Origin of the sequence: Amycolatopsis arida, from assembly GCF_900115565.1 — a bacterium.
Lineage (GTDB): Bacteria > Actinomycetota > Actinomycetes > Mycobacteriales > Pseudonocardiaceae > Yuhushiella > Yuhushiella arida.
On the sequence record NZ_FOWW01000005.1, the window covers coordinates 132,338 to 158,896 of the forward strand.

General features: G+C 74.4%; 28 protein-coding genes. 15 read left to right on the forward strand and 13 right to left on the reverse strand.

Annotation, left to right across the window (positions count from 1 at the left end; genetic code table 11):
• Positions 1–40: 40 nt before the first annotated feature.
• A complete protein-coding gene (locus BM051_RS16300; RefSeq protein WP_092531249.1) occupies positions 41–640 on the forward strand; it encodes a TetR/AcrR family transcriptional regulator in 600 nt (199 codons plus the stop codon).
• Positions 641–698: 58 nt separating this feature from the next.
• Here BM051_RS16300 and dapC read toward each other — a convergent pair whose 3' ends face one another.
• The 3 genes from dapC to BM051_RS16315 all read right to left on the reverse strand — a co-directional run bounded on the left by dapC (position 699) and on the right by BM051_RS16315 (position 2,422).
• Positions 699–1,790 (reverse strand): succinyldiaminopimelate transaminase, encoded by a 1,092-nt coding sequence (gene dapC, locus BM051_RS16305; protein WP_092531021.1) that lies wholly within the window; start codon positions 1,788–1,790, stop codon positions 699–701.
• Positions 1,787–2,107 carry a ferredoxin gene (fdxA, locus tag BM051_RS16310; protein ID WP_092531022.1) on the reverse strand — a complete coding sequence of 107 codons (321 nt, stop codon included), beginning with the start codon at positions 2,105–2,107 and terminating at the stop codon, positions 1,787–1,789. The genes dapC and fdxA overlap by 4 nt, the downstream gene beginning before the upstream one ends.
• Positions 2,108–2,239: 132 nt before the next feature.
• Entirely contained in the window at positions 2,240–2,422 is a 183-nt protein-coding gene (locus BM051_RS16315) for a hypothetical protein (protein WP_092531023.1), read from the reverse strand.
• Positions 2,423–2,469: 47 nt separating this feature from the next.
• On the opposite strand from BM051_RS16315, the gene BM051_RS16320 reads away from it, so the two are divergent.
• The 6 genes from BM051_RS16320 to BM051_RS16345 all read left to right on the forward strand — a co-directional run bounded on the left by BM051_RS16320 (position 2,470) and on the right by BM051_RS16345 (position 7,435).
• Positions 2,470–3,228, forward strand: coding sequence for a GNAT family N-acetyltransferase (locus BM051_RS16320; RefSeq protein WP_092531024.1), 759 nt, complete (start codon positions 2,470–2,472; stop codon positions 3,226–3,228).
• Positions 3,225–4,226, forward strand: a complete 1,002-nt coding sequence (cofD, locus tag BM051_RS16325; protein WP_092531250.1) for a 2-phospho-L-lactate transferase — start codon at positions 3,225–3,227, stop codon at positions 4,224–4,226. Before BM051_RS16320 ends, cofD begins: the two co-directional genes overlap by 4 nt.
• Entirely contained in the window at positions 4,162–5,598 is a 1,437-nt protein-coding gene (locus BM051_RS16330; RefSeq protein ID WP_092531025.1) for a coenzyme F420-0:L-glutamate ligase, read from the forward strand. The genes cofD and BM051_RS16330 overlap by 65 nt, the downstream gene beginning before the upstream one ends.
• 20 nt (positions 5,599–5,618) lie before the next feature.
• Complete coding sequence (locus BM051_RS16335; RefSeq protein ID WP_177216958.1) at positions 5,619–6,155, forward strand: NUDIX hydrolase; 537 nt, start codon at positions 5,619–5,621, stop codon at positions 6,153–6,155.
• A gap of 102 nt (positions 6,156–6,257) precedes the next feature.
• Positions 6,258–7,052: a hypothetical protein gene (locus tag BM051_RS16340; RefSeq protein ID WP_134046185.1), complete on the forward strand. Its 795-nt coding sequence runs from the start codon at positions 6,258–6,260 to the stop codon at positions 7,050–7,052.
• Entirely contained in the window at positions 7,049–7,435 is a 387-nt protein-coding gene (locus BM051_RS16345; RefSeq protein WP_092531027.1) for a GntR family transcriptional regulator, read from the forward strand. The genes BM051_RS16340 and BM051_RS16345 overlap by 4 nt, the downstream gene beginning before the upstream one ends.
• Here the strand turns inward: BM051_RS16345 and BM051_RS16350 are convergent.
• A complete protein-coding gene (locus BM051_RS16350) occupies positions 7,426–7,920 on the reverse strand; it encodes a hypothetical protein (RefSeq protein ID WP_092531028.1) in 495 nt (164 codons plus the stop codon). The two genes, BM051_RS16345 and BM051_RS16350, sit on opposite strands and share 10 nt — an antisense overlap.
• 76 nt (positions 7,921–7,996) lie before the next feature.
• Complete coding sequence (locus tag BM051_RS16355) at positions 7,997–8,797, reverse strand: putative hydro-lyase (protein ID WP_092531252.1); 801 nt, start codon at positions 8,795–8,797, stop codon at positions 7,997–7,999.
• A 104-nt stretch (positions 8,798–8,901) separates the two neighbouring features.
• Between BM051_RS16355 and BM051_RS16360 the strand changes: the two genes are divergently transcribed.
• Entirely contained in the window at positions 8,902–9,234 is a 333-nt protein-coding gene (locus BM051_RS16360; RefSeq protein WP_092531029.1) for a DUF6247 family protein, read from the forward strand.
• Between the two features lie 287 nt (positions 9,235–9,521).
• Here BM051_RS16360 and BM051_RS16365 read toward each other — a convergent pair whose 3' ends face one another.
• Both BM051_RS16365 and BM051_RS16370 read right to left on the reverse strand, forming a co-directional pair.
• Entirely contained in the window at positions 9,522–10,286 is a 765-nt protein-coding gene (locus BM051_RS16365) for a LamB/YcsF family protein (RefSeq protein WP_092531253.1), read from the reverse strand.
• A gap of 11 nt (positions 10,287–10,297) precedes the next feature.
• Positions 10,298–11,509 (reverse strand): NRAMP family divalent metal transporter, encoded by a 1,212-nt coding sequence (locus BM051_RS16370; RefSeq protein WP_092531030.1) that lies wholly within the window; start codon positions 11,507–11,509, stop codon positions 10,298–10,300.
• A 119-nt stretch (positions 11,510–11,628) separates the two neighbouring features.
• Here BM051_RS16370 and BM051_RS16375 point away from each other — a divergent pair, with 119 nt between their 5' ends.
• Positions 11,629–12,348 carry a GntR family transcriptional regulator gene (locus tag BM051_RS16375; protein WP_092531031.1) on the forward strand — a complete coding sequence of 240 codons (720 nt, stop codon included), beginning with the start codon at positions 11,629–11,631 and terminating at the stop codon, positions 12,346–12,348.
• Here the strand turns inward: BM051_RS16375 and BM051_RS16380 are convergent.
• The gene (locus BM051_RS16380; protein WP_092531032.1) at positions 12,333–13,241 is read right to left on the reverse strand and encodes a DNA-3-methyladenine glycosylase family protein; all 909 of its coding nucleotides are present in this window, start codon (positions 13,239–13,241) and stop codon (positions 12,333–12,335) included. The two genes, BM051_RS16375 and BM051_RS16380, sit on opposite strands and share 16 nt — an antisense overlap.
• Complete coding sequence (gene manB, locus BM051_RS16385) at positions 13,234–14,316, reverse strand: mannose-1-phosphate guanylyltransferase (RefSeq protein ID WP_424923283.1); 1,083 nt, start codon at positions 14,314–14,316, stop codon at positions 13,234–13,236. Before manB ends, BM051_RS16380 begins: the two co-directional genes overlap by 8 nt.
• Positions 14,317–14,468: 152 nt before the next feature.
• On the opposite strand from manB, the gene BM051_RS16390 reads away from it, so the two are divergent.
• From BM051_RS16390 to BM051_RS16400, 3 genes are all read left to right on the forward strand, one after another.
• Positions 14,469–14,837: a hypothetical protein gene (locus BM051_RS16390; RefSeq protein ID WP_092531033.1), complete on the forward strand. Its 369-nt coding sequence runs from the start codon at positions 14,469–14,471 to the stop codon at positions 14,835–14,837.
• A gap of 314 nt (positions 14,838–15,151) precedes the next feature.
• Positions 15,152–16,123: a hypothetical protein gene (locus BM051_RS16395; RefSeq protein WP_092531034.1), complete on the forward strand. Its 972-nt coding sequence runs from the start codon at positions 15,152–15,154 to the stop codon at positions 16,121–16,123.
• A gap of 667 nt (positions 16,124–16,790) precedes the next feature.
• On the forward strand, positions 16,791–17,768 hold the full coding sequence (locus BM051_RS16400) for a S8 family serine peptidase (RefSeq protein ID WP_092531035.1): 978 nt from the start codon (positions 16,791–16,793) through the stop codon (positions 17,766–17,768).
• Positions 17,769–17,873: 105 nt separating this feature from the next.
• Here BM051_RS16400 and BM051_RS16405 read toward each other — a convergent pair whose 3' ends face one another.
• From BM051_RS16405 to BM051_RS16420, 4 genes are all read right to left on the reverse strand, one after another.
• Positions 17,874–18,356, reverse strand: a complete 483-nt coding sequence (locus tag BM051_RS16405; protein ID WP_092531036.1) for a tetratricopeptide repeat protein — start codon at positions 18,354–18,356, stop codon at positions 17,874–17,876.
• Positions 18,357–18,458: 102 nt separating this feature from the next.
• Positions 18,459–19,331: a glycosyltransferase family 2 protein gene (locus tag BM051_RS16410; RefSeq protein WP_177216948.1), complete on the reverse strand. Its 873-nt coding sequence runs from the start codon at positions 19,329–19,331 to the stop codon at positions 18,459–18,461.
• Between the two features lie 19 nt (positions 19,332–19,350).
• Positions 19,351–20,484, reverse strand: coding sequence for a glycosyltransferase family 4 protein (locus tag BM051_RS16415; RefSeq protein ID WP_092531037.1), 1,134 nt, complete (start codon positions 20,482–20,484; stop codon positions 19,351–19,353).
• 43 nt (positions 20,485–20,527) lie between these two features.
• Complete coding sequence (locus tag BM051_RS16420) at positions 20,528–21,661, reverse strand: glycosyltransferase family 4 protein (RefSeq protein ID WP_092531256.1); 1,134 nt, start codon at positions 21,659–21,661, stop codon at positions 20,528–20,530.
• A 63-nt stretch (positions 21,662–21,724) separates the two neighbouring features.
• On the opposite strand from BM051_RS16420, the gene BM051_RS16425 reads away from it, so the two are divergent.
• From BM051_RS16425 to BM051_RS16435, 3 genes are all read left to right on the forward strand, one after another.
• A complete protein-coding gene (locus tag BM051_RS16425) occupies positions 21,725–22,864 on the forward strand; it encodes a glycosyltransferase family 2 protein (protein WP_341770809.1) in 1,140 nt (379 codons plus the stop codon).
• 65 nt (positions 22,865–22,929) lie between these two features.
• Positions 22,930–25,446 (forward strand): glycosyltransferase, encoded by a 2,517-nt coding sequence (locus BM051_RS16430; protein WP_092531258.1) that lies wholly within the window; start codon positions 22,930–22,932, stop codon positions 25,444–25,446.
• A gap of 5 nt (positions 25,447–25,451) precedes the next feature.
• Positions 25,452–26,537 carry a glycosyltransferase family 4 protein gene (locus tag BM051_RS16435; RefSeq protein ID WP_177216949.1) on the forward strand — a complete coding sequence of 362 codons (1,086 nt, stop codon included), beginning with the start codon at positions 25,452–25,454 and terminating at the stop codon, positions 26,535–26,537.
• Positions 26,538–26,559 lie beyond the last annotated feature (22 nt).

A 26,559-nucleotide genomic window follows, 5' to 3' on the forward strand; every position in this document is an offset into this window, starting at 1 on the left:
GAATCAATTGCTAGCGTGCCCGTCAAGCGAGGAGGTGGACGTGACGACGACGCGCAAGGAGCGGGCCGCGGAGACGGAGGCCGCGCTCAAGGAGGCGGCCCGGCGCGTGTTCTCCCGGCAGGGCTACCTGAACACGAAGATCACCGACATCACCGCGGAGGCGGGTCGCGCGGCGGGGTCGTTCTACAACCACTTCGCCAGCAAGGAGGAGCTGCTGGAGGCGCTGCTCACCGACCTGTTCGCCGCGGCCGACCAAGAGGTCGACGCCGACCCCCGGCACACCGCCGACTTCACCGACCGCGACTCGGTCCGCTGGCACGTGGCGGCGTTCTGGCAGTTCTACCGCGCCCACCTGCCCGAGCTGGTCGCGCTACGGCAGGCGGCGATGGTCGACGAGCGGTTCCGGCGGCGGCTGCGGGATCTCGTCACCGCGGACCGGGCGCATTTGGCCGACCACCTGGCCCCGGTGCGGCACCTGCCCGGCCCGCCACACCTGGTGCTCTCGGCGATGTCCGGCCTGCTCGACCAGTTCGCCTGGACGTGGCTGGTCGAGGGCGACACCGAACACGCGCTGGACGACGACGAGGCCGTCGAGTTCCTCACCGAGTTCCTGCACCGCGCGCTCACCCGCGGCGGGTGATCCGTCAGCGACCCCGACCTGTGTCGCCCAACGCCATGAAGGTGGCCTTCATGGCACGTCAGGCGGTCAGGCGGTGGGCGGCGGCCTCGACTCGCTCGTCGGTGGCGGTCAGCGCGACGCGCACGTGCTCGCCGCCGCGCGGGCCGTAGAAGGAGCCGGGCGCGGTGAGGATGCCCCGGCGGGCCAGCCGGTCGACGGTCGTCGCGGCCGGCTCGCCCAGGGTCGCCCACAGGTAGAGCCCGGCCTCGGAGTGGTCGATGCGGAAGCCGGCGCGCTCCAGCGCCGGCCGCAGCACCACGCGCCGCGCCGCGTAGCGCTCACGCTGGGCCGCCAGCGCGGCGTCATCGGCCAGCGCGGCGACCATGGCCTGCTGCACCGGCCTGGGCACGATCATCCCGGCGTGCTTGCGCACCGCGAGCAGCTCGGCCACCAGCGCGGGGTCACCGGTGACGAACCCGGCGCGGTAACCGGCCAGGTTGGCCGACTTCGACAGCGAGTGCACGGCGAGCAGCCCGTCCAGCCGGCCGCCGTGCACCTCCGGATGCAGCACCGACAGGGGCTCGGTCTCCCAGCCCAGCGCGAGGTAGCACTCGTCGGACACCACGACGGTGCCGCGCTCGCGGGCCCAGTCGACGACCTTGCGCAGGTGGGCGGCGCCGAGCACCCGTCCGGTGGGGTTGGCCGGCGAGTTCAGCCAGAGCAACGCGGGCCGTTCGGGGCCGAGCGCGGTGCGGCCGTCCACCCTGCGGACCGCCGCGCCGGCCAGCAGCGCGCCCACCTCGTAGGTCGGGTAGGCGAGGTCGGGGATGGCCACCGTGTCGCCGGGGCCGAGGCCGAGCAGCCGGGGCAGCCACGCCACCAGCTCCTTGGACCCGATCGTGGGCAGCACGGCCGCCGGGTCCAGCCCGGCGACCCCGTGCCGCCGGCGCAGCGCCTCGACCGCGACCTCCCGCAACTCGGGAGTGCCGTGCGTGGCCGGGTAGCCGGGCAGGTGCGCCGCCGACGCCAGCGCCGCCCGGATGGACTCGGGCACGGGGTCGACCGGGGTGCCGACCGAGAGGTCGACGATGCCGTCGGGATGCGCCCGCGCCCGCGCCGTCTGCTCGGCCAGCGAGTCCCACGGGAAGTCGGGCAGCGGGACGCGGGTCATTCGCCCTGCGGGGGCAGGTCCTTGATCCACTGCGGGTCGTGGCCGGTCTTGCCCACCTTCGACGCGCCGCCCGGCGAGCCGAGCTCGTCGAAGAAGTCGACGTTGGCCTGGGTGTACCGGCTCCACTCGTCCGGGACGTCGTCCTCGTAGTAGATGGCCTCGACCGGGCAGACCGGCTCGCAGGCACCACAGTCGACGCACTCGTCCGGGTGGATGTAGAGCATCCGCTCACCCTCGTAGATGCAGTCGACGGGGCACTCGTCGATGCACGCCTTGTCGAGCACGTCGACGCAGGGCTCGGCGATCACGTAAGTCACTGGGCTCTCCTGCTGTTCGTCTGTGGGTCCGACCCGCCGCCGGACAGTACGCGGTGACGCTCGGCTTCCGGTCGTGAGGCCACCTTATGCCGCAGGCCGGAGTGGCGTACTACTGGTATGCGGGCGGCGCGGCTACCGGTCGCGCTTCGGGTACCGCCGGTCACCGGTGACCACGAACCGCGGCGGCGCGGCCGTTCCCTCGGTCCCGGTGTCCTCGGTGTCCGCCCGCTTCGCGGCCACCGTCCGGTTGAAGCTGTCGGAGATCTCTCGCGCGAGGTCCTCGTTGTGCCGGTCGTCGCGGCGTGCCACGCTCATCGGTCCTCCCTGCTGGTGGCCGCTTTCGTTACCCCACAATCTAACCCGTGCTCGACGCCGAACGGTTGGAGATCGCCTGCGCCGACGCCTGGCCGGCGCTGGTGGACCGGCCGCTCGGCCAGTGGCGGCTGCGCGCCGCGGACGGTTTCACCGGTCGGGCCAACAGTGTGCTGGCCGTCGGCGACCCCGGGCGACCGGTGCCGGCGGCGCTGGCGGCTGGATGTGAGTTCGCCCACGCCCACGGGATCCCGCCGATGGCGCAGGCCGTGGTGGGCGGCCCGGTGGAGGCCGCGCTGTCCGCGGCCGGCTGGGTGCCGCACGTCGAGCATCCGGCAGGTCACGAGGTGTCCGTGCTGGTCGGCCCGCTGGTGCGGGGAGACAAGGGCACGGCCAGGGTGCTGACCGCGCCGATCGGGCCGTGGTGGGAGCTGGTCGCCGGCGGCGCGGCGCCGAGCCGGGCGCAGCGGCACGTGCTGGCCCCTCCCGGCACCGGGTTCGGGGTGGTCACCGAGGGCAGGGCGACGGTCGGCGCGGTCCGCGCGACACCGACCGGAGAGTTGCTGCACCTGGCCCGGTTGGCGGTGCGCCCGGAGCACCGCCGGCGGGGCCTGGCCACCGCGCTGGTCCACGCGGCCGGCGGCTGGGCCCTCGAGCGCGGCGCCACCCGCGGTGTCCTGCAGGTCGCCGTGGGCAACACCGCGGCGCTGTCGCTGTACCGCGGGCTCGGGTACGTCGAGCACCACCGCTACCGGTACTGGGTTCCGGGCCCGAACGTGGCGACGGCGTGGAAGGATTCGGCGGTGTGAAGGTTGTCGTAGTTGTCGGCGGGGTGGGCGGCGCCCGCTTCCTGCTCGGCGTGAAGGCCGCACTCGGACTGCCCCCGGTCGGGCCCGTGTCGGACGGTGCCGCGCACCAGGTGACCGCGCTGGTGAACACCGGGGACGACGTGTGGATGCACGGGCTGCGGGTCTGCCCCGACCTGGACACCTGCATGTACACCCTGGGCGGCGGGATCGACCCGGCGCGCGGCTGGGGGCTCGCCGGCGAGACGTGGACGGTCAAGGAGGAGCTGGCCGCCTACGGCGCCGAGCCGAGCTGGTTCGGGCTCGGTGACCGGGACATCGCCACCCACCTGATCCGCTCCCGCATGCTGCGCGCCGGCTACCCGCTGTCCGCGGTGACCGAGGCGCTGTGCGCGCGGTGGCGACCCGGCGCGCGGCTGCTGCCGATGTCCGACGACCGGGTGGAGACCCACGTCGTGGTGGACGACCCGGACGACCCGGGGCAGCGCAAGGCACTGCACTTCCAGGAGTGGTGGGTGCGGTACCGGGCGGAGCTGCCGGCGCACTCGATCGTGCCGGTCGGTGCCGACGAGGCCGCCCCCGCGCCCGGCGTGCTGGACGCGATCGCGGAGGCCGACGCGGTCCTGTTCGCGCCGTCGAACCCCGTGGTGTCGGTCGGCACGGTGCTGGCGGTGCCGGGGGTCCGGGAGGCGCTGCGCAAGACGGAGGCCGGCGTGGTCGGGGTGTCTCCGATCATCGGCGGGCGGCCGCTGCGCGGCATGGCCGACGCCTGCCTGACCGCGATCGGGGTGGAGACCTCCGCGGAGGGCGTCGGGCGGCACTACGGCTCCCGGCAGACCTCGGACGAGGGCCTGCTGGACGGCTGGCTGGTGCACACCGGCGAGAAGGTGGACGTGCCGGGGGTCGCCGTGCGCGCCGTCCCGCTGCTCATGTCCGATGTGGACGCCACGGCGGAGATGGCCCGTGCCGCGCTCGAGCTGGCCGGAGCCGACGTTGACTGAGCACGGCGACCACGCGGCGCACCGGGACCACGCGGCCAGGAAGGTGGAGATCCTGCCGGTGGAGGGGTTGCCCGAGTTCCGCCCCGGTGACGACCTGACCGGTGCCGTCGCGGCGGCCGCGCGGTGGCTGCGGTCGGGCGACGTCGTGGTGGTCACCAGCAAGGTGGTGTCCAAGATCGAGGGCCGGCTGGTGCGGGTGCCGGAGGACCCCGCGGCTAGGGACGCCGCCCGCCGCGCGCTGGTCGACCAGGAGGCCACCCGGGTGCTGGCCAGGGTCGGCCGGACGGTGATCACGCAGAACCGGATCGGGGTGGTGCAGGCCGCGTCCGGTGTGGACGCCTCGAACGTCGCCGGCGACGAGGTGGCGCTGCTGCCCACCGACCCGGACGCCTCGGCGCTGGCGCTGCGCGACGGGCTGCGCGAGCGGCTCGGGGTGGAGGTCGCGGTGGTGGTGACCGACACCATGGGCCGGGCGTGGCGGGTCGGGCAGACCGACACGGCGATCGGCGCGAGCGGCCTGCGGGTGCTGCACTCCTACGCCGGGGCGGTGGACGGGCAGGGCAACGAGCTGGCGGTGACCGAGGTCGCGGTGGCCGACGAGGTGGCCGCGGCGGCGGACCTGGTGAAGGGCAAGCTGGGCGGGGTGCCGGTCGCGGTGGTGCGTGGGCTGTGGCCGGTCGACGACGGTTCCACCGCGCGGGACCTCGTGCGCCCGGTGGAGGAGGACCTGTTCCGGCTGGGCACCGCCGAGGCCATCGCCCAGGGCCGCGCGCAGGGCCGCAGGGAGGCGGTGCTGGTGCGCCGGTCGGTGCGCGCGTTCAGCGCCGAGCCGGTGGACCCGGACGTGCTGCGCCGCGCGGTCGGCGCCGCGCTCACCGCGCCCGCGCCGCACCACACCAGGCCAGTGCGGTTCGGCTGGCTGCGCGACGCGCCGCGGCGGCGCAAGCTGCTCGACGCGATGCGCGACGCGTGGCGGGCCGACCTGCGCGGGGACGGGTTCACCGACGAGCAGATCGCGAAGCGGCTGCGCCGCGGCGACATCCTCTACACCGCGCCGGAGGTCGTCGTGCCGTTCCTGGTGCCCGAGGGGGCGCACACCTACCCGGACGAGCGGCGCAACGCCGGCGAGCGCACGATGTTCACGGTCGCCGGCGGCGCGGCGGTGCAGGGCCTGCTGGTGGCGCTGGCCGCGGAGGGGCTGGGGTCGTGCTGGATCGGCTCGACGATCTTCGCGGCGGACGTGGTGCGGGAGACGCTCGGCCTGCCGGAGAGCTGGGTGCCGCTGGGCGCGGTGGCGATCGGGCACCCCGCCGAGGGACCGGCGGAGCCGCGTCCGCCGCGGGAGCCGGCCGAGGGGTTGGTGGAGTGGTGACCGGCGTGGCGGCGGGCCTGGTGGACCTGCACGGGGATGTCGTGTCCACTCTGGACGCCTGGCGACCGGCGACGGCGGCTCAGGAGTCGCTGCGGCAGGCGTACCTGGGCTTCCTCGCCGCACGGCCGGACGGGTGCGCCCGGTCGTGCGCGGCGGGGCACGTGACCGCGTCGGCGGTGGTGCTGGATGCCGCCGGGGAGCGGGTGTTGCTCACCCTGCATCCACGGATCGGGCGGTGGGTGCAGCTGGGCGGGCACTGCGAGCCTGGCGACGGCACGCTCGCCGCCACGGCGCTCCGTGAGGCCACCGAGGAGTCCGGAATGGACGGTCTGCGAATCGATCCGGACCCGGTGCACCTGGAGGTGCATCCCATCACCTGCTCGCTGGGCGTGCCCACACGCCACTTCGACGTGCGGTTCGTGGTGCACGCCCCGGCCGGGGCGGCGCCGGTGCGCAGCACTGAGTCCGATGACCTGCGCTGGTGGCCGGCACGGGAGTTACCGCCGGGCACCGAGGACCTCACCGAGCTGATCGCCACCGCGCTCGACCGACGCTGACGGTTGACTTTGTACCTATATCCGTGTCACCTTTGCTGTACAAACCGCAGTACAAAAGGAGGTGGCGGCATGGGTTCCGGCGCGGGGCGCGATCCCTTGGCGGTGACCGAGAAGGAGCTCGCCCATGCTCGGGACTGGCTCGCCAGGCGCGGCGCGAGCGGGTACCCGCCGAGCGGCTTGCTCGCCGCGCGGCTCGCCGCCAGGGCGCGGGCACGGCAGCTGGAGATCCTCCTGCTCACCGGGGTCGGCCTGCTGGTCATCGGCTGGGCGTTGCTCGTCGAGGTCATCGACTTCTCGCTCGAACTGGGGCCAGGCGGCACCGAGCTGCGCGGGCCGTTGGAGATGTCGGTGGCCTACCTGCTGCTGACCGTGGTCGTCTGGCTGGCCTACCAACGGCAGCTGGCGGCCGAGCGCCGCATCGCGGAGGCGCTCCCCCGGCGCGCCGCGCACAGCGCCCGGCACGGCGTGGCCGAGGTGGTGGGCAGGCGGTGGCTGAGCGCCGGCGCGGTGACCTACCTCGGCGGGGTCACCGTCGGGCTCGGGCTGGCGATCCTGACCGACGCCCAGGCCAACCGGGTGGTCGGCCTCGTCGTCGCGGCGGGAACACTCGTCTTCGCGGCACTGGACGCGGTGCTCACGGCCAAGGCGGTGCGCCGTCCGGCCTTCGCCGAGGACGAGGCCTCCCTGCGCGTCGACGACCTGCTGCGCACCGCGGACGCGCGCCGCGTCCCGCCGTTCCCACTGGTCGTCGCGGCCGTGGCGGCGCTGAACGCCGTGGTCACCCCGGCGGCGATGTGGGCCCTGCTCGGCTACGCCGCGGTCGGCGCGCTCGCGTGGCTACCGGCGGCGCTGGAGCGGCCCGGCAGGCGAGACGCGGTGGTGGGTGCGGCCGGATGATCGTCGAAGTGGACAGCGGCTCGCCGGTGCCCCCGTTCGAGCAGGTGCGCGCCGGGCTCGCCCGGCAGATCAACGACGGCGCCCTGCCGGTGGGCACCAAGCTGCCCACCGTGCGCCAGCTCGCCGCCGACCTCGGCATCGCGCCGAACACGATCGCCCGCGCGTACCGGGAGCTGGAGGAGGCGGGCCTGATCGAGACCCGCGGCAGGGCGGGCAGCTTCGTCGGCGCCGGCGGCGACGAGAGCCGGCGACGCGCCCAACTGGCGGCGGCCGACTACGCCGCCACGGTCCGACGACTGGGCCTGTCCCGCGACGAGGCGCTGGCCATCGTCACCGCCGCACTGGACGGAACCACCCCTGGCCGACACCGTGGTCAGCGGTAGGCGAAGGCGGAGCGGTAGGCGAGCACCCGGCCGACCAGCCAGGTCGCCGGGTGCGGGCAGGGGCGCACGGCGGTGGCGATGGCGTCCTCGTAGGTGTCGAACCCGGTGCGGGCCCCGCCGGACTGCCGGATCAGCACGTACGCCGACCCGCAGCGGTCCCGCCACAGCCCGGCCGGGCGTAGCCGGCCGGGCAGCCGCCGGGTCGCCGACGCGTGCCCGGTCTCCGGCCACTCCCGCAGGACCACGCCGTTGACCACCACGGCCAGCTTCTCCAGCAGCGACACCGACTTGTACGGCAACGGGATGACGTCGTGGATGCGCCCCGGCGGCGGCGCCGGCCACGACCGTCCCGCCACCCACGCGCGCGACCAACCCCCGGCGTCGTAGAGGTGCTGCGTGCGCGGCTCCTCCACGTCGAAGGGGTCCAGCCCACCCGCCGGGAAGTCATAGGCCACCTTCGTCGGGCGCAAGCGCGGGACGGTCACGGTCCCGAAACTTATCGTCACCCGTGCCCGTCGTACAGCCAGCAAAGTATTGGGCCAAACGGGCTAACCCGTTCACTCAGGGCAACTGGAACTCCGCGTCCCGCGCGTCCGTGACGGCCATGTGCCCCGGCGCGTGGGCGATCGCGAACGGCGGCCTCGACCGCATCACCGCGGCCTGGGGCGTCACCCCGCAGGCCCAAAACACCGGGAGCTCCCCGGGGCGCACCGGCACCGGGTCGCCGAAGTCGGGCCGGTCGAGGTCGGCGATCCCGAGCCGCGCGGGCTCGCCGACGTGCACCGGCGCCCCGTGCACGGCCGGGTAGCGGGCGGTGACCCGGGCCGCGGTCGGCACCAGCTCCGCCGGGACCGGCCGCATCGACACCACCAGCGGTCCGGCCAGCCGCCCGGCCGGCCGGCACTCCCGGTCCGTCCGGTACATCGGCACGTTGCGGCCCACCTCGAGGTGCCGCACCGGCACCCCCACGGCGAGCAGGGCGGCCTCGAAGGTGAAGCTGCAGCCGACGAGGAACGACACCAGGTCGGCGCGCCAGTGCGCGGTGACCTCGTCGACCTCGGCGACCAGCTCGCCGTCCCGGTACACCCGGTAGGCCGGCAGGTCGGTGCGCAGGTCCCCGGCGAACAGCGCGGCGGCGGTCTCCCCCGGCTCGGTCACGTCCAGCACCGGGCACGCCCTCGGGTTGCGCTGCGCGAAGAGCAGGAAGTCGTAGGCGTACTCGCGGGGCAGGCACAGCAGGTTGGCCTGTGTCCACCCCGGACACAACCCGGCGGTCGGCACCCGCCACCCCGCCCGGAACCGGGTCCGCGCCTCCTCCGGCGACCATGGGTCCTCCGCCCGCCGGCCAGCTGTGCTCGACACCTCGCTCACGGCCCCAGCCCTTCGCGCGACTCGTCCCGCCCCGACACGATCCGACACCCGACACCGAGGTGCCGAGATGGGCGTGCGCGGCTATGGTCTCGGGTATGACAGCGCAGAGCTCCCCCGATCCTCGGCGCCACGCGGGAACGCCGTTCGGCGGTGCGTCCCCCGCCGAGATCCGTGCCGCGCTGATCCCCGAGGAGGCGGCGGAGTTCGACCAGCAGTGGCGTGCCGTGATGGCCAGGGCCACCGAGACACTCGACCTGTCCGAGGTGCTGGAAACGCTGGAGTCCTGGCGCCGGGTGGCCCGGTTGACCACCGCCCGCGGAACGGAGGCCCACCGTGGCATGTACCGGCGCGCCGCGGAGCGGCTGACGGGTGCGGACGTTCCCGCCGACGAGCCGCTGCGGCGGACCAAGGCCAGGCTGGGCCTGTAGCGGGTCTACGACGTCACCACCGACGAGCAGTCCCGGCAACAGATCGACGCCCTCCCCTCGTCGGCGCTGGCCCCGTTCGCGGAGGCCCGCACCGCACTCGAGCTGGCACCGTGGAACGGCGCGCCCTACCACCGGCATCGACCGAACAGTCCCATGCGCGCCCTGACCTTCGGGCCCCATGATGAGGGCGACATCGTGTACCTGATCCTGGAAGAGCAGCGCAGGGTGGACATCCTCGTGGTGGTCTGGTTGGCCTGACTCGGTGATCACGGGGTGCCCTCGCCTCCTCACCCCGACGGTGGTGGGGCGAAGGGCGCCAGCGGGATGCCCTCGGCGCGCAGCCGGTCCCGCACCGCCGTGGCGATCGCCACCGCGCCGGGGCTGTCGCCGTGTACGCAGATCGACTCGGCACGCACCACGATTCGGCTGCCGTCCACCGCCTCGATCGGCTCGCCCGCCGCCAGCCGCACGCACCGCAGCGCGATTTCCTCCGGGTCGTGCAGCACGGCGCCGGGCTCGCGCCGGGACACCAGCGTGCCCTCCGGCGTGTAGGCCCGGTCGGCGAACGCCTCCCGCACCGTCCGCAGCCCCGCGCCCTCGGCCAGCCGCAGCCACGCCGACCCGGGCAGGCCGAGCACCGCCAACCCCGGGTCGTACTCGCGCACCGCGCGCACCACCGCGCCGGCCTGCTCCTCGTGGTGCACGATCGCGTTGTACAGCGCGCCGTGCGGCTTCACGTAGGTCACCGAGGTGCCGGCCACCCGCGCCAGCCCGGCCAGCGCGCCGACCTGGTACAGCACGTCGTCCGTCAGCTCCGCCGGCGCCACGTCGACGAACCGCCGGCCGAACCCGGCCAGGTCCCGGTAGCCCACCTGCGCCCCGACCGCGACCCCGCCGGCCACGGCCAGCTCGCACGCCCGCCGAATCACCCCCGGATCACCGGCGTGGAAACCGCACGCGACGTTGGCGCTGGTGACGATCCGCAGCAGCGCCGCGTCGTCGCCCAGCTCCCACCGGCCGAACCCCTCGGCCAGGTCCGCGTTGAGATCCATCGGCTCCACCTTCACCTCCACAGCGCGGCGATGCCACTCAGCGAGTTCCACCCCAGGTACAGCGTCAGCAGCCAGGCCAGCACCCCGACGCCGAGCAGCCAGCGCGGGTAGCGGTAGCCGCCGAGCAGGTCCCGCCGCCGCGCGGCGACCCACAGCAGCACGCCGAACCCGACCGGCAGGATCAGCCCGTTCAGCGCGCCGGCCAGCACCAGCAGCGTCGCCGGCGCCTGGTTCAGCAGCAGGAAGATCCCGGTGGACAGCGCGATGAACCCGATCACCAGCCAGTTCCGCCGCCGGGCCAGCGCCGGGGAGAACGTCACGAGGAACGACACCGACGTGTACGACGCGCCGAGCACCGAGGTGATCGCCGCGGCCCACAGGATCATCCCGAACAGCCGCAGCCCGACCTCGCCCGCGGCGTGCCGGAACGCGTCCGCCGTCGGGTTGTCCGCGGCCAGCGCGACGCCGCCGGCGACCACGCCGAGCACCGCGAGGAACAGCACGATCCGCATGACCCCGGTGACCAGCAGCGCGGTCACCGAGCCGCGGCTGACCCGAGCGACCTCCGCCGGCCCGGTGATGCCGGCGTCGACCAGCCGGTGCGCGCCGGCGTAGGTGATGTAGCCGCCCACGGTGCCGCCGATCAGGGTGGTGATCGCCAGGAAGTCGATGGTGTCCGGCCACACCGACTGGCGCAGCGCCGTACCCAGCGGCGGGGCGGAGGTGGCCGCGACGTACAGCGTCATCCCGATCATCAGCACGCCGAGCACCACCACCAAGCGGTCCATCGCCACCCCCGCCCGCCGGCTCAGGAAGATCGCGACGGCCACCAGCGCGGAGAGCGCGCCGCCGACCTTCACGTCGAGCCCGAGCAGCGCGTCCAACCCGAGTGAGGTGCCAGCGACGTTGCCGATGTTGAACACCAGCCCGCCGAACACCACCAGCGCCGCCATGACGTAGCCGAGGCCGGGCAGCACCCGGTTGCCGAGGTCCTGCGCGCGCAGCCCGGAGACGCCGATGATCCGCCAGACGTTCAGCTGCACGGCGATGTCGATCAGGATCGACAGCAGGATCGCGAAGGCGAAGGCGGCGCCGAGCCTGATGGTGAACTGGGTGGTCTGGGTGATGAAGCCGGGACCGATGGCGCTGGTGGCCATCAGGAACACCGCGCCGAGCAGCGTTCCGCGCCGGAGTGCCGTGCCGGTGGTGGTCTGGTCGGCCATGGGGGACTCCCCTCTTCCGTTGGCCAGGAACGGTACCGAGTTGTTGAACAATCCGGCAATACCCTTGTGGAACCTTGTCGCTACGATCATTGTGGAAGCCTCGTGACGTCAGGAGCCCGATGACCGCCACCGACCCGTGGGTGGACCTGCTCGCGGGTGACCGCGCACTGCTCGACCGCACCAGCACCGCCGAGCGGGTGGCCGACGTGCTGCGGCAGCGCATCGTCGAGGGCCTGCTCCGGCCGGGCACCCGGCTGTCCGAGGAGAGCGCGGGGCGCGCGCTGGCCGTCTCCCGCAACACCCTGCGCGAGGCGTTCCGGCTGTTGGTGCACGAGCGGCTGCTGGTGCACGAGTTCCACCGCGGCGTGTTCGTCCGGGTGCTGACCGCGGACGACGTGGCCGACCTGTACCGGATCCGGCGCATGCTGGAGACCGCCGCGCTGCGTGGGGCCGGGGACGCCGGCGCGGCACGGATCGCGGCGGTGGACGCCGCGGTGACCGCCGGCGAGCGGGCCGCCGCCGAGCGCCGCTGGCTGGACGTCGGCACCGCGAACATGCGCTTCCACCAGGCCATCGCCGGGCTGGCCGGCAGCCAGCGGGTGGACGAGATCATGCGCCAGCTGCTCGCCGAGCTGCGACTGGCGTTCCACGTGATGGCCAGGCCGGAGGAGTTCCACGCCCCCTACCTCGACCGAAACCGGGAGATCACCGGGCTGCTCACCCGCGGTGCGCTGGCCGAGGCCGAGCGACGGCTGGAGGAGTACCTCGACGTCGCGGAGGCCCAGCTGGTCGGGGCGTTCCGCCGGCTGGAGGCCGGGGAGGGTCAGACCGCGCGGTAGTCGCGCACCGGGTACCGCGGCCCGAACCGGGGGCGGGTGAAGCCGGCCGCCTCCAGGTACCGCACCACCCGCTGCCGCTGCGGCGCGTACGGCGCCAGCTCCGCCAGCATCCCGGCGTCGTCCAGCGCGCTGCCGACCAGCGCGTGCCCCACGATCGCCGGGATGTGGAAGTCGCCGACGCTCACCGCGTCGGGATCGCCCCACGCCCGCTGCGCGACCTCGGCCGCGGTCCACACCCCGACGCCGGGCACCTGGCGGAGCAGCCGCCGGCCCGCGGTGCCGCCGAGCTCGGCGGCCCGCTCGAGCCGGCGCGCCACCCGCGCCGCCGCGACCAGCGTGGTCCGCCGCTTCAGGTCGACCCCGGCGCGGTGCCAATCCCAGTCCACAACGGAGCGGATGGCGGCCGGGGTGGGTGGCACCCGCAGCCCGGCCGGGGCCGGGCCCGGCGCCGGCTCGCCGAACCACCGGCACAGCTCGCGCCACGAGCGGCGGGCCTCCACGCCGGTGACCTTCTGCTCCAGCACGGCGGGCACGAGCGCGTCCCAGACCCGGCCGGACGCGCCGATCCGCAGCCCCGGCATCCGCCACCGCACCCTGGCCACCACGTCGTGGTGCGCGACGAAACCCGTGTCGTCGTCACCGGCGCCCAGCAGCGCCGGCAGCCGGTCGAGCAGGAACGCGGCCCCGTCGCCCCACGCCGCCGCCTCCACCTCGCCGTCGGCCCGGCGCAGCGCGAGGGTGCCGGGCCCGTCCGGGGTGTTGCCGGCCAGCCACGCCAGGCCGTCCGCGTCCCGGCGCACCGCGGGGTCACCCTTGCCGCGCTGCAGCGGCGCCAGCACCGCCGGCAGGTCCAGCGGGAACGGTGGGCGCCAGCGGCGGCGCAGCTCAGGCATCACTGGAGAACCGCACCGCGCCGTCGGAAAGCTCGGCGCCCGGCCACACCCTGGCGCCGGCCAGCAGCTCGCAGCGGGCGCCGATCCGGGCGCCGTCGCCGAGCACCACGCCGCGCAGCACGGTGCCGGCCCCGACCCGCGCGCCGCGGCCGAGCACCGAGTGCTCCACCACCGCGTCCTCGCCGATCTCCACGTCGTCGAACAGTACCGACCCGTCGACGCGCGCGCCCGCGCCGACGACCGCGCCGGCGCCGACCGTCGCGCCCCCGGTCACCGTGGCGCCGTCGGCGACCGTGGCGCCGGCGAGCAGCAGGGCGTCGCCGCACGCGCCGGGCAGGGCGGCGGTGGGCGCGACGCCGCGCACCAGGTCGGCCGAGCCGCGGACGAAGGCGTCCGGGGTACCGACGTCGAGCCAGTAGGAGGTGTCGACGAAGCCGTGCAGGTGCGCGCCGGCGGCGAGCAGTCCGGGGAAGGTCTCACGCTCGACCGAGACGCGGCGGCCGGCGGGGATGGACTCGATGACCGAGCGGCGGAAGATGTAGCAGCCGGCGTTGATCTGGTCGGTCGGCGGGTTCGGGGTCTTCTCCAGGAAGGCCGTGACGCGGCCCGTGCCGTCGGTGGGCACCGAGCCGAACCGGCTGGGGTCGGCCACCCGCTGCAGGTGCAGGGTGACGTCGGCGGCCGCCGTGCGGTGCGCCGCGACGAGCGCGCCGAGGTCGGCGCCGGAGAGGATGTCGCCGTTGCACACCACCACGTCGTCGGCGCGGAGTCGCTCGTGGACGTTGCGGATGGCGCCGCCGGTGTCCAGCGGCTCCTCCTCGACGACGTACTCCAGCTCCAGCCCGAGGGCCGCGCCGTCGCCGAAGAACTCCTCGAAGACCTCGGCTCGGTAGGAGGTGCCGAGCACGACGTGCGTGATGCCGGCGGCGCGGAGCCGGGAGAGGAGGTGGCTGAGGAACGGCACGCCGGCGGTCGGCAGCATCGGCTTCGGCGCCGACAACGTCAGCGGCCGCAGCCGCGTTCCCTTGCCACCGACGAGGACGACGGCGTCGACAGCTCCCCCGGACACCTTCACGGCTCGCGACCCCTCCCTGCGATGATCATTGCGCGGAACAGGCGACAGACCGCGGGAAACACTGACGGTTGCCGCCCGGAGGGCATACCCTAGACATTACGGCTGCGGCCCCGGTCGGAGAGGGCCTCGGGTGAGGTACGGGAGGCGAGGGCATGGACCCCCGCGAGCGAGCCGACGTGCTGCTCTCCCGCGCACGCGCGCGCGGGGGTGTGGTGACGCCGGACAACATGACGTCGCCGATGGATGCCGTGAACACGCAGCAGATCCCGAGATCCGTGGTCACCGAGATCGACCGCGGGCAGGACCCGGACACCACCACGAAGCTGCCGTCGTCGGTGATCGAGGCCTCCGACACCACCGACCGGATGCCGGCGCCGAGCAGCCGACCCGCGCCCGGCGGCGCGGGGGGAGCGGGCGAGCCGCTCACCGAGGTCGAGGAGCAGGAGGTCGACGGCCTCATCCCGACGATCAAGACCCGCTCGGGCCAGTCCGAGCTGTCCCGCCGCCTCGAAGGACTGTGACACCAACCACCGCGACCCCGGCTCGAGCCGACTTCGGTCGACCCCGGACCGCCCCGGTTGAGGTCGGCTTCGGCTGACCCCGGTCGCCCCGGTTGGTCGTGAGGCGCCCCTTGGCACAGCCCCCACCGACTCCGGCGGGGAAGCTCACAGCGATGCCAGTCCGGCCCCGGAACGAACCGGAGCCTGTCAAGTCGCTCGCCAAAAATACGTACACCTAATCATGCGTCGAAACGCTCCCCCTGCCATCGGAGAAAACAGGGGTGCCACCAGTTAAGAGGGAAAGGAGAAACCGTATCCTGCGGGCGGGAGGCGCCATGTCGACTCGAACGGCTGCCGGTGACCCCGGCGAGCGCGTGCACTCCGAGCTACGCCAGGCGTTGCGGACGGGGCCGTTCCCCGCCGCACTGCATCTCGCGATCGAGGCCAGCGGGTTCACCCTCGACCAGCTACAGGTCTGGCTGGCCGAGCACGGAGCCAGGGTCAGCGTGCCGACGCTCAGTTACTGGCGGCGTGGTCGCAGCAGGCCCGAGCGCCCCGGCTCGATACACGCCGTTCGGCTGCTCGAGCAGGTACTCGAACTCCCCGCCGACTCCCTGGTCTCCTTGCTCGGCCCGCGCAGGCCGCGTGGACGCTGGATCGGGCACACCCCGGGCAGCCTGGACGTGGGCATGCTCTGGGACGACACCCGCCCGATCGAGCTGCTGAACGCGGTGGGCGCTCCCCCACGCAGCGTACTGAGCAGGATCAGCGCCCAGGTCACCATCACGATCGACGGTGAGCGGCGCGCGCGTTCGGTCCACCTGCGCGAGCTCGTCCGGGCCAACGTGGACAGGGTGTCCAGCTGCGGGGTGCTGTACTGGGCGCACGAGGACCCCGCGAACCCGCCCGCGCTGTCCGGTGTCCGGTACTGCCGAGTGGGACGGGCCCAGGTCGACCGGCCGGTGGGCCTGATCGCGGCCGAGCTGATCCTGGACCGGATGCTGGACGCCGGGGAGCCCGCGCTGCTGGAGTACGAGTGGCACTTCTCCCCTGGCGCGCCAATGGTGAACTACGACCACCGCGTCCCCGAACCGGTGAAGGAGTACGTCCTCCAGGTACGCTTCGAGCCGGGTGCCGTCCCCGCGCGGTGCCGTCGGTACGAGCGGCGCACGGTGACCGCGCCCGAAGACGGCGGGCGCGAGCTGTGGATCGGCGGGTCGAACACCGCACTGGTCGCCGAATGGGACCTGCCTGCCGGGATCGTCGGCATGCGGTGGAGCTGGCCCGACGCCGGTCTGGTGAATTGAGTGGCAACTTAACAGTATTGCCGGACCGAATTCGCGAACCGATTTAACGAGTCTGTTCGGCCAGCGTTCCACCGACTTACCTTCCTCCGTGGCAATCCCGACCACAGGAGGCGAAGTTGAGAAAGTGGAGATCGCGCGCCTGCGCATCCGCGCTCGCCGTGGTGGCGAGTGCGGGACTCGCGCTCACGCAGACGGTGACCGCCGCCGCGGCGCAACCCGAACAACCGGTCGTCAGCAACGTCGAGCACCCGGTCGAGGGAACCTACCTGGTCACCCTGGCCGCGAGCAGCCAGGCCGCGCAGTCGGCCGCGGGCACGGAACGAGCCGCACGCTCCCTTGCCCAGGAGTACGGGGGCACACTGGACGCCGTCCTCACCGCGACCATGCGGGGCTACGTGGTGGCGGACCTGCCGAAGCGGCAGGCTCGCCGGCTCGCCGCCGACCCCAGGGTGGCCGAGGTGCGGCAGAGCGGCCGTGCCGGGATCGGTGGTACTGGTGGCACCCAGCCGAATCCCCGGAACTGGGGTCTGGACCGCATCGACCAGCGGGACCGACCCCTGGACGACAGTTTCACCTATCCCAATGACGGGGAGGGCGTGACGGCCTACATCGTGGACACCGGCATCCGCTACAGCCACCAGGAGTTCGGCGGCCGGGCCTCCTTCGTGTGGACCTGCACGACAACCCCAACCAGGGCAATGACTGCAACAACCACGGTACGCACGTCTCCGGGATCGTCGGCGGGGAGACCCGTGGGGTCGCCAAGGCGGTCGACCTCGTCTCCGTTCGTGTCCTCGGCTGCGACGGCTTCGGCAAGGACGTCGACGTGATCGAGGCGGCCGAGTGGATCACCAAGAACGCGGAGAAGCCGGCGGTGGCCAATCTCAGCGTCTACACCGACGATCCGGACATCGCGGCCGAGGCCATCAGCAACTCGATCTCATCCGGCATCCAGTGGTCGTTGATCACCGGGAACAACGGCCGTGACGCCTGCGACCACGGGCCGGGCGGCCAGGTCCCTTCCGCGCTCCAGGTCGGGAACTCGACCAGCAACGACACCCGGCGCTTCGACTCCAACCACGGGCGCTGCATGGACCTGTTCGCCCCCGGCACGGACATCAACTCGGCCTACCGCAGCAGCGACTCCTCCTACGGCACCCTGAGCGGCACCTCGATGGCCGCACCGCACGTGGCCGGCGCGATGGCGCTGCGGTTGCACGACGCTCCGAGCAGCAGCCCGGCGCAGTTGCATTCGTGGGTCATGGACAACGCGAGCACCGGCAAGCTGTCCGGGCTTTCCGGCGACACCCCCAACAAGCTGCTGTACGTGCCGAACGATGGTTCCCAGCCACCGGGCGACCCGGTCGCCCAGTTCACCGCTTCCTGCTCCGACGATTCGCTGACCTGCACCTTCGACGGCTCCGGGTCCTCCGACCCCGACGGCGGCATCACCTCCTACACCTGGGACTTCGGCGACGGCACCACCGGCACCGGAGCCACCACCAGGCACACCTACCTCGGCCACACCACCAACTACACCGCGACCCTCACCGTCACCGACAACGATGGCAACACCGCAACCACCCACCGCACCATCCAGTGCTGGAGCTTCGGCACCAACCAGGGCTTCTGCTTCGGCAGCTGAGCCCCGTACCGGGGGAGGCGTGGGCGGGGACGCCTTCCCCAGTACCTTCCCCCGTGCGCGCTCAGCCGAGATCCGGCCCCTTGACGCGCAACTCGTCCACTGTGCTCAGCCCAGTTCGCGGGCGTAGTCGGTGAGCGAGCGCTGGTAGCGCGGCAGGTGCGGGACCAGCGCGGTCAGCGCGACCGACACCGCCTCCCGCTCCCTGCCGGCGCTGGTCAGCGCCAGCGCCAGGAACGCACGCACGGCATCGTCCAGCTCGTCCGAGCCGCGGTCCAGCTCCTCGGTGAGCAGCCGCACGCTCTCCTCGGCCTGCCCGAGGTTGCGCAGCGAGCTGGCGAGCTGGATCACCGCCTGCCGGCGCAGCGACCCCGACAGCCCATTGGCCAGCGCCCGCCGGTACCGCTCGACGGCCTGGTCCGGCTGGTCCGTGGAGTCGAACGCCGACCCGTGCTCGTACAGGCCGACCGGGTCGTCCTCCGGCACCTCGGCGACGAGCTTCTCCATCTCCCGGAGGAAATCCACGGGACTCCGCTCGTCGAACGAGTCCCACAGCAGCGCGACCCGCCGCTCCCAGTCAGTGTTGGTCATGCCCGCCAGTCTGGCACGGCCCCACCAGGCAACCGGCTCGCCTCGGCACCACGACGCCGAAACACCGGCGCACCTCACCGAAACCGAAGCGGCCGGGCAGGCTCACTGACCGCGGGTGGCGAGCTTCAGCCGCAGCGCCAGCCCGGCGCGGATGGCGAGCAGCACCGGCTTCCACAGCGGCCCCCGGTGCCGGTCGGCGAGGAAGCGGTACGCGCTCTCGTGGTGCACGGCAAGCATCTTCGCCGGCGCGCGGGAGGTGGCCTTCCCGCCGAGGTGCATCACCTCGGCCGAGGGCGCGTACACGTTCAGCCAGCCCGCCTTCGCCAGCCGGTCGCCGAGGTCGACGTCCTCGAAGTACATGAAGTAGCGCGGGTCGAAGCCACCCACCGAGTCGAACGCGGCCCGGCGCAGCAGCAGGCACGACCCGGACAGCCAGCCGGCGATGCGCTCCACCGGCTCCGCCCGGTCCTGCCGGTACGCCCGCGTCCACGGGTTGCCCGGCCACACCTTGCCGAGCACCGCGTGCCCGATCCCCCTGCCCAGCGACGGCACCAGCCGCGCCGACGGGTACACCGCGCCGTCGGCCTCCCTGATCAGCGGCCCGAACGCACCTCCCCGCGGCCAGCCCCGCGTCACGTCCAGCAGCGCGTCGAGCGACCCCGGCTGCCACTCCAGGTCCGGGTTGGCCACCACCACCCAGCCGACCTCGTCGCCGAGCGTCGCCACCCCGCGGTTGGCCGCCGTGCCGTAGCCGACGTTCTCCCCCATCCGCACCAGCCGCACCCCGGGGCGCTCGGCGGCCCGCTCGGGCGCGCCGTCGGCCGACTCGTTGTCGGCCAGCACCACCGGCACGTCCCGGGTCGTGGCCTTCTCCAGAGTGTCCAGGAACCGGTCCAGCGTCTCGCCGGGGAAGTAGGTGACGACCACCACGGCGACGTCGTCACCGTAGGTCTTCTCAAGTGTCGGCTCGGTCACGCCGCCATTGTGCCCGCCCTCACCGCGCGCGCCGCCGATGGGCCGCCCACGCCTTCGCGTACGCCTCCCGGTGCCGCTCGGCACTGGTGGCCCAGGAGAACTCCTTCGCCCTGCGCTGCGCGGCCGACGCCAGCACCGCCCGCCGGGAAGGGTCGGCGAGCAGCTCGGCCAGCGCGGCGGCCACGTCGCCGGCGCCCACCCCGCAGTAGGCCACCGCGTCGCCGCCGACCTCGGGCAGCGACAGCCGCCGGGTGGTGAGCACGCACGCCCCGCACGCCATCGCCTCCAGCACCGGGAGGCCGAACCCCTCCCCGAGGCTCGGGTAGGCCACCAGCTCGGCCCCGCCGAGGAACCCGGCGAGCGTGTCGAACGGCAGATACCCGGCGCGGATCACCCGCAGCCGGTGCGGCACGGCGTCGAGCGCCCTCTCCACCTGCGTGTCCCACCCCGGCTGCCCGGCGAGCACCAGCGCCGGCGGGTCCGGCCGGCCGGCGACCGCCTTGGCGAAGCCGCGGATCAGCGCCGGCACGTTCTTCCGAGGCTCGAGCGCGCCGAGGAACGCCACGTACGGGGTGTCGCCGAGGCCGACCGCGGCGCGGGCGGCCCGCACCTCCTCCGGCGCCGGCGGGTGGAACCGTTCGGTGTCCACGCCGTGGTGGATGACCTCCAGCCGGGCCGGGTCGGTCCTGGTGACCCTGCCCAGCTCCCGCGCGGTCGCGGCGCTGGGTACGACGCACAGTGTGGCCCTGCGCAGCGCGGTGACCGTCCAGGCCCGGAAGAACCGCGCCTTCACCCCGGCGTGCAGCACGGCGTCGGTGAAGAACGTCCCGTCGTGCAGGGTGACCACCGAGGCGGCGGGGCTGGCCAGCGGCATGGTGTAGTGCGGCGAGTGCACGACGTCCACGCCGAGCCGGCGGACCAGCATCGGCAGCGTGGTCTGCTCCCAGGTCAGCCGGGCGGTGCGGGTCGCGGTGGACTGCGCGGTCGGCAGCACCCGGGAGCGCGGCGCCAGCCGGCCGTACAGCTGCGCGTCCCGCGGCTGGCAGACGACCGTCGGCGGCGCGCCGTCCTGGTCGAGCGCGGCCACCAGGGAGTCCACGTAGCGGCCGACGCCGCCGCGGTCCGCCGGCACGGCGGTCGCGTCGATCAGCACGTGTGGTTCGGCTGCCACCCGAGCAGGGTACGACCGATCGGGTTCACGAGGGTCGGGAACCGGCAAACTGGTGCAGGGCCCAAATCCGCTCGGCCGCGCCGCGCCAGGAGAACTCCGCGGCCCGTGCCCGCCCCGCGGTGACCAGCCGTCCGGCCAACTCGGGCGAGCCGAGCACCGCCCGCAGCGCGCCGGCCAGCGCGGCCGGGTCCCGCCGGGGCACCACCACCCCCGCGCCGCCGGCCACCTCGACCAGCGCCGGCGCGTCCGAGTGCACCACCGGCACCCCGCACGCCATCGCCTCCAGCAGCGGGAGGCCGAACCCCTCGGCGAGGCTGGGCACCGCCAGCACGCTCGCCCCGCGCAGCACGTGGGCCAGCACCGCGTCGGGCACCCCGCCGAGCACCCGCAGGTCGGCCAGCCCGTGCTCGGCGGCCAGCGCCACCGGGTCGAGCCCGCCCCAGCCGGGCTGGCCGGCCAGCACCAGCGCAACGCCATCGAGCCGGCTCACCGCGTCGACGAGCACGTCGACCCCCTTGCGTGGCTCGAGGGTGCCGACGAACAGGACGTACCGGTCGGGCAGCGGCTCCGGGGGCGGCTCGGGCGCCGGCAGGTCGGCGACGCCGTGCCCGATCACGTGCACCGGCACCGGTCCGGGGGCGTGCCGAGCCAGGTCGTCGGCCACCGCCCTGGTGGGCACCACCACGGCGCCGGCCCGCCGGGTGGCGCGAGTGACCATCGCGCGGTGCCAGGCCGCCCCACGCCGGGTCAGCGTCTCCGGGTGGGTCCACGGCACGGTGTCGTGCACGGTGACGGCGAGACTGTGCCTGCCCCACTGCCTGCCCCACTGCCTGCCCCACTGCCCGCCCCACCGGGCGCGGGCGGGGCGCGGCGGGGCCAGCGGGGTGGGCGCGTGCACGGCGTCGCCGCCCGGCCACAGCGGCAGGCCGGCCTGCCACGCGGCGACCAGCGCGCGGGGCGGCAGCGGCAGCATCCGCGGCCCGCGCACGCCGGGGATCCGGGCCGGCTCGACATCGGCCCTGCGGGCGACGGCGCTCGCGACCGTCCAGCCCGGTGGCGCGGTCACGGCCAGCGCGCGGAGCAGCTCGGCGGTGTAGCGGCCGGTGCCGCCGGGCACCGGCGCCAGGAGCTGCTCGGCGATCACCACGAGTTCCGGCACGCGGGCCATTGTGCGCCGTGCCGTTCGGTCCCGGGTGACTGCCGGCCCAGTAGGCTGCTCGCCGTGCCCGGGGCCGTCTCCACCACCGTCGTGGTCGTGACCTGGCGCGGCGCCGACCACGTCACCGCCTGCCTGGACGCGCTGGCCGCCCAGGACCGGCCGCACGCCACGCTGGTGGTGGACAACGCGTCGCGGGACGGCACCGCCGCGCTGCTGGCCGCGCACCCCAGCGCCCCGACCGTGCTGCGGCTGGACCGCAACGTGGGCTACGCCGGCGCGCTGGCCGCGGCACTGGCCCGTGTGGACACCCCGTATCTGGCGTGGCTGAACGACGACGCGGCGCCGGCGCCCGGGTGGCTGGCCGCGCTGGAGAACGCGCTGCGGCCGGGGGTGGCGGCGGTGGCCTCCCGGCTGGAGCACCCGGACGGCACGATGCAGTCCGCCGGCGTGCGGCTCACCCGCGACGGCCACGGCGCGGACATCACCGCCGAAGCACTCCCTACCGCTGAGGCGGCATCCAACACCGCCGAAGCACTCCCTCCCGCTGAGGCGGCATCCAACACCGCCGAAGCACTCCCTACCGCTGAGGCGGCAACCAACACCGCCGAAGCACTCCCTCCCGCCGAGGCGGCAACCAACACCACCCAAGCGTTCCCTCTCCCTGAGGCTGCGTCCGGCACCGCCGGGAACCCGGAGCCGTTCGGGTTCTGCGGTGGGGCGGCGCTGCTGCGCACCGACGTGCTGCGGGCCGTCGGCGGGGTTCCGGCCGCGTTCTTCTGCTACTACGAGGACACCGACACCGCGTGGCGGCTGCGGCTGGCCGGACACCGGGTCGTCCTGGCGCCGGCGGCGCGGGTGCGGCACCTGCACGGCGCGTCCACCCGGCCCGGCTCGACCGGCTTCCACCGCTGGAACGAGCGCAACCGGCTGCTCATGCTGCTGCGCTGCGCGCCGGCCGAGGTGGCGCTGCGCGAGCTGGCCCGGTTCGCCGCCATCACCGCCGCACTGCCACTGCGTCGGACACTGCCCCGGACACCGCGCCGGGCGGTGCCGGACGCGGCCAACTTCCGGGTCGGGTTGCGCTGCCGGGTGCTGGTCGAGGTGCTGGGCAGGCTTCCGGCGTCCCTGCGGCAGCGGCGAGCCATCGGCCGGCGGGCCACGGCGGGTCGACGCGCGGTCTGGCGGACCTGGGCCGGCCGCTAGGCTGCACGTCTCGAACGGCGCTCGAGGGTGGACGGCGCTCGGGAGTGCGCGGGAAGGAGCACGGGTTGGTCCAGGGGGAGACCGCACGGCCGCTGGTGTCGGTGATCGTGGTGAACTTCCGCGGCGCCGAGGACACGATCACCTGCCTGCGCGCGCTCCGCGACGAGCTCGCCTACCCGAACGTGCAGCTGAGTTGCGTGGACAACACCCCTGGCGGTGACGACGCGCGCCGGATCCGCGCCGCGGTCCCCGAGGTGGAGCTGGTGGAGGCGGGCGAGAACCTCGGCTTCGCCGGCGGCTGCAACCTCGGCGCCCGGCACGCCCGCGGCACCGTGCTGGCCTTCCTGAACAACGACGCCCGCCCGCACCCGGAGTGGGCCAGCGCCGCGGTGGCCGAGCTGCGAGCCGACCCGACGGTCGCCGCGGTGGCCAGCAAGGTGGTCGACTGGGCGGGCGAGGCCGCCGACTTCGTCGACGCCGGGCTCACCTGGTTCGGCATGGGCTACAAGCGGCACGCCGGCACGCCGCTGGCCGACCTGCCGGCGGCCGAGCACGAGATCGCCAAGGACGTGCTGTTCGGCACCGGGTCGGCGCTGTTCGTGCGGGCCGCGGTGTTCGCCGAGCTCGGCGGCTTCGACGAGCGGTTCTTCATGTTCTACGAGGACGTGGACCTCGGCTGGCGGCTGAACCTGCGCGGCTGGCGGGTGCGATACGTGCCGGAGTCGGTCGCCTTCCACCGGCACCACGCCACCATGGCGCGGGTCGACACCGCGGACACCGGCAGGGAGACGTTCCTGCTGGAACGCAACGCGTTGGCCGCGCTGTACAAGAACCTCGCCGACGAGACGCTGGCCCGCGCGCTGCCGGCCGCGCTCGCGCTCGCCGTGCGCAGGGCCACCGCCCGCGGCGAGCTGGACCCCACCCATCTGGACCTCCGGAAGGCGACCGCCCCGGAGACCGACCCCGTGCCGGTGCCCCGGCCCGCGCTGGCCGGGCTGCTGGCCATCGACCAGTTCGTGGAGCTGTTGCCGGAGCTGGCCGAGGCCCGCGCGGTCGAGCAGGCCGCGCGCGTCCGCACCGACGCCGATCTGGTGCCGCTGCTGCGCAAGGCGCTCGAGCCGGCGTACCCGCTGCCGCGCTACCTCGCCGCGCACGACGTCCTCGTCGAGGCGTTCGGCCTCGATCGCGACTTCGGGCGGCGGCGCAGGGTGCTGGTGCTCACCGGCGACGCCATCACCGAGCGGATGGCCGGCCCAGCGATCCGGGCGTGGAACATCGCCTCGGTGCTGGCCGGCGAGCACGACGTGCGGCTGGTGACGGTGAACCCGCTGGCCGACCCGCCACCGGCGCCGTTCCCGGTCGGCGCCGCCCGCCGCCGCGACCTGGCCGAGCCGATCACCTGGGCCGACATCGTGATCCTGCAGGGCCACGTCCTGGAGATGGCGCCGGCGCTCAAGCGCGAGCACGCGCACAAGATCGTCGTCTGCGACCTGTACGACCCGATGCACCTGGAGCTGCTCGAGCAGAGCAGGGACACCCCGGACGACCGGAGGGCCGCCGACCTCGCCGGGGTCACCAAGGTGCTCGACGCGCAGCTGGAGCGCGGCGACTTCTTCCTGTGCGCCTCCGAGCGGCAGCGACACCTCTGGCTCGGCCACCTCGCCGCGCTCGGCCGGCTCTCCCCCCGGCTCTACGACGCCGACCCGACCACCCGCTCGCTGCTCGCGGTGGTGCCGTTCGGCCTGCCGGCGCAGCCGCCGCGGCGCACCGGGCCCGGGCTGCGCGCCACGCTGCCCGGCATCGCCGACACCGACCACGTGGTGCTCTGGGCGGGCGGCGTGTACAGCTGGTTCGACCCGCTGACCCTGGTCCGCGCGGTCGACGCGCTGCGCCGGCGGCGCGGCGACCTGCGGCTGGTGTTCCTCGGCATGCGCCACCCCAACCCGGAGGTGGCCGAGATGGACATCGGCACCAGGACGATGCGGCTGGCCGACTCGCTCGGGCTCACCGGCAAGCACGTGTTCTTCAACGAGCAGTGGGTGCCCTACGACGAGCGGCAGAACTGGCTGCTCGAAGCCGACTGCGGGGTCACCACGCACTTCTCGCACGTGGAGACCACGTTCGCGTTCCGCACGCGGGTGCTGGACTACCTGTGGGCCGGGCTGCCGATCGTCACCACCGACGGCGACGCGCTCGCCGACCTGGTCCGCACCGAGGAGCTCGGTGTGGTGGTGCCGGCGGAGGATCCGGACGCGCTCGCCGCCGCGCTGGAGCGGGTGCTCTACGACGCCGAGTTCGCCGCGGCCTGCCGGGCACGGATCGAGGCGGTGGCGCGGCGGTTCACCTGGCCGCGGGTGCTGGCGCCGCTGGTGGAGTTCTGCCGCGACCCGCGGCCGGCCGCCGACCGGTTGCCCGGCGCCGGCGACCTCACCGCCGAGGAGCCGGTGCGCGGGGTGCGGCTGCTCCGCAGGGACCTCGCGCTGGTGCGTGAGTACCTGGCCGAAGGGGGACCGCGCGAGCTGGCCCGCAGGGCGGCCGGCCGGGTGCTGCGGCTGGCCAGGGGCGGACGCGGCGGGACGTGAGCGCGGTGGAATCCCGTCCGCTGCGGGTGTTGCTCGACGGCACTCCCCTGCTCGGAGCGCGCACCGGGGTCGGCCGTTACACCGCGTCGCTGTCCGAGGAGCTGGCCTCGCTGTCCGGAGTGGACACCCGTGCGGTGGCGTTCACCCTGCGCGGCTGGCGCCGGCTGCGCACGGTGCTGCCGCACGGGGTGCGGGCCAGGGGGATTCCGGTGGCGGCGCGACTGTTGCGGGCGTGCTGGCTGCGCGGCGAGTTCCCTCCGGTGGAGCTGTTCGCCGGGCGGACCGACATCGTGCACGGCACGAACTTCGTGCTGCCCGGCACGCTGCGCGCCGCGGGCGTGCTGACCATCCACGACCTCGCCTTCCTCGACGCGCCGCACGAGCTGCCGCCGAGCGACCGGGAGCTGCCCCGGCTGGTGCGCCGCGGCGCCGCGCGGGCCGACGTGGTGTGCACGCCGACCGCGGCGGTGGCCGACGCGGTGGCCGAGCGGTTGGACGTGGACCGGGACAAGATCGTGGTGACCCCGCTCGGCGTCGACCCGGCGTGGTTCACCGGCAGGGCACCGAACGACGACCTGCGCCGGCGGCTCGAGCTGCCCCGGGGGTACCTGCTCTTCGTCGGGGCCGGTGGGCCGCGCAAGGGGTTGGACTGGTTGACCCAGGCGCACGGGACCGCGCCGGAGCTGCCGCCGCTGGTGTTCGCCGGGCCCGGCCCGCACCCGGCCACGGCGCGAAGCCACCACCTCGGCTACCTGTCCGATGTGGAGCTCCGCAGCGTGGTGGCCGGGGCGGCCGCGCTGGTGCTGCCGTCCCGGGACGAGGGCTTCGGCCTCCCGGTGTTGGAGGCCATGGCCTGCGACGTGCCGGTGGTGTGCTCGGACATCCCGGCACTGCGCGAGGTCTCCGGCGGGCAGGCGGCGCTGGTGCCCTACGGCGACGTGGACGGGTTGGCCGCGGCGATGCGGGCCGCGGTGGGCGACCCGCATGCCGCGTCGGCCTCGGCACGCCGGCGGGCGCACGCCGCCGGCTACACCTGGCGCCGGTGCGCCGAGGCCACGATGGCGGCCTACCACCGAGCCGCCGCCCGCTGAACCAGGCCGGTGGCGGGGCTGG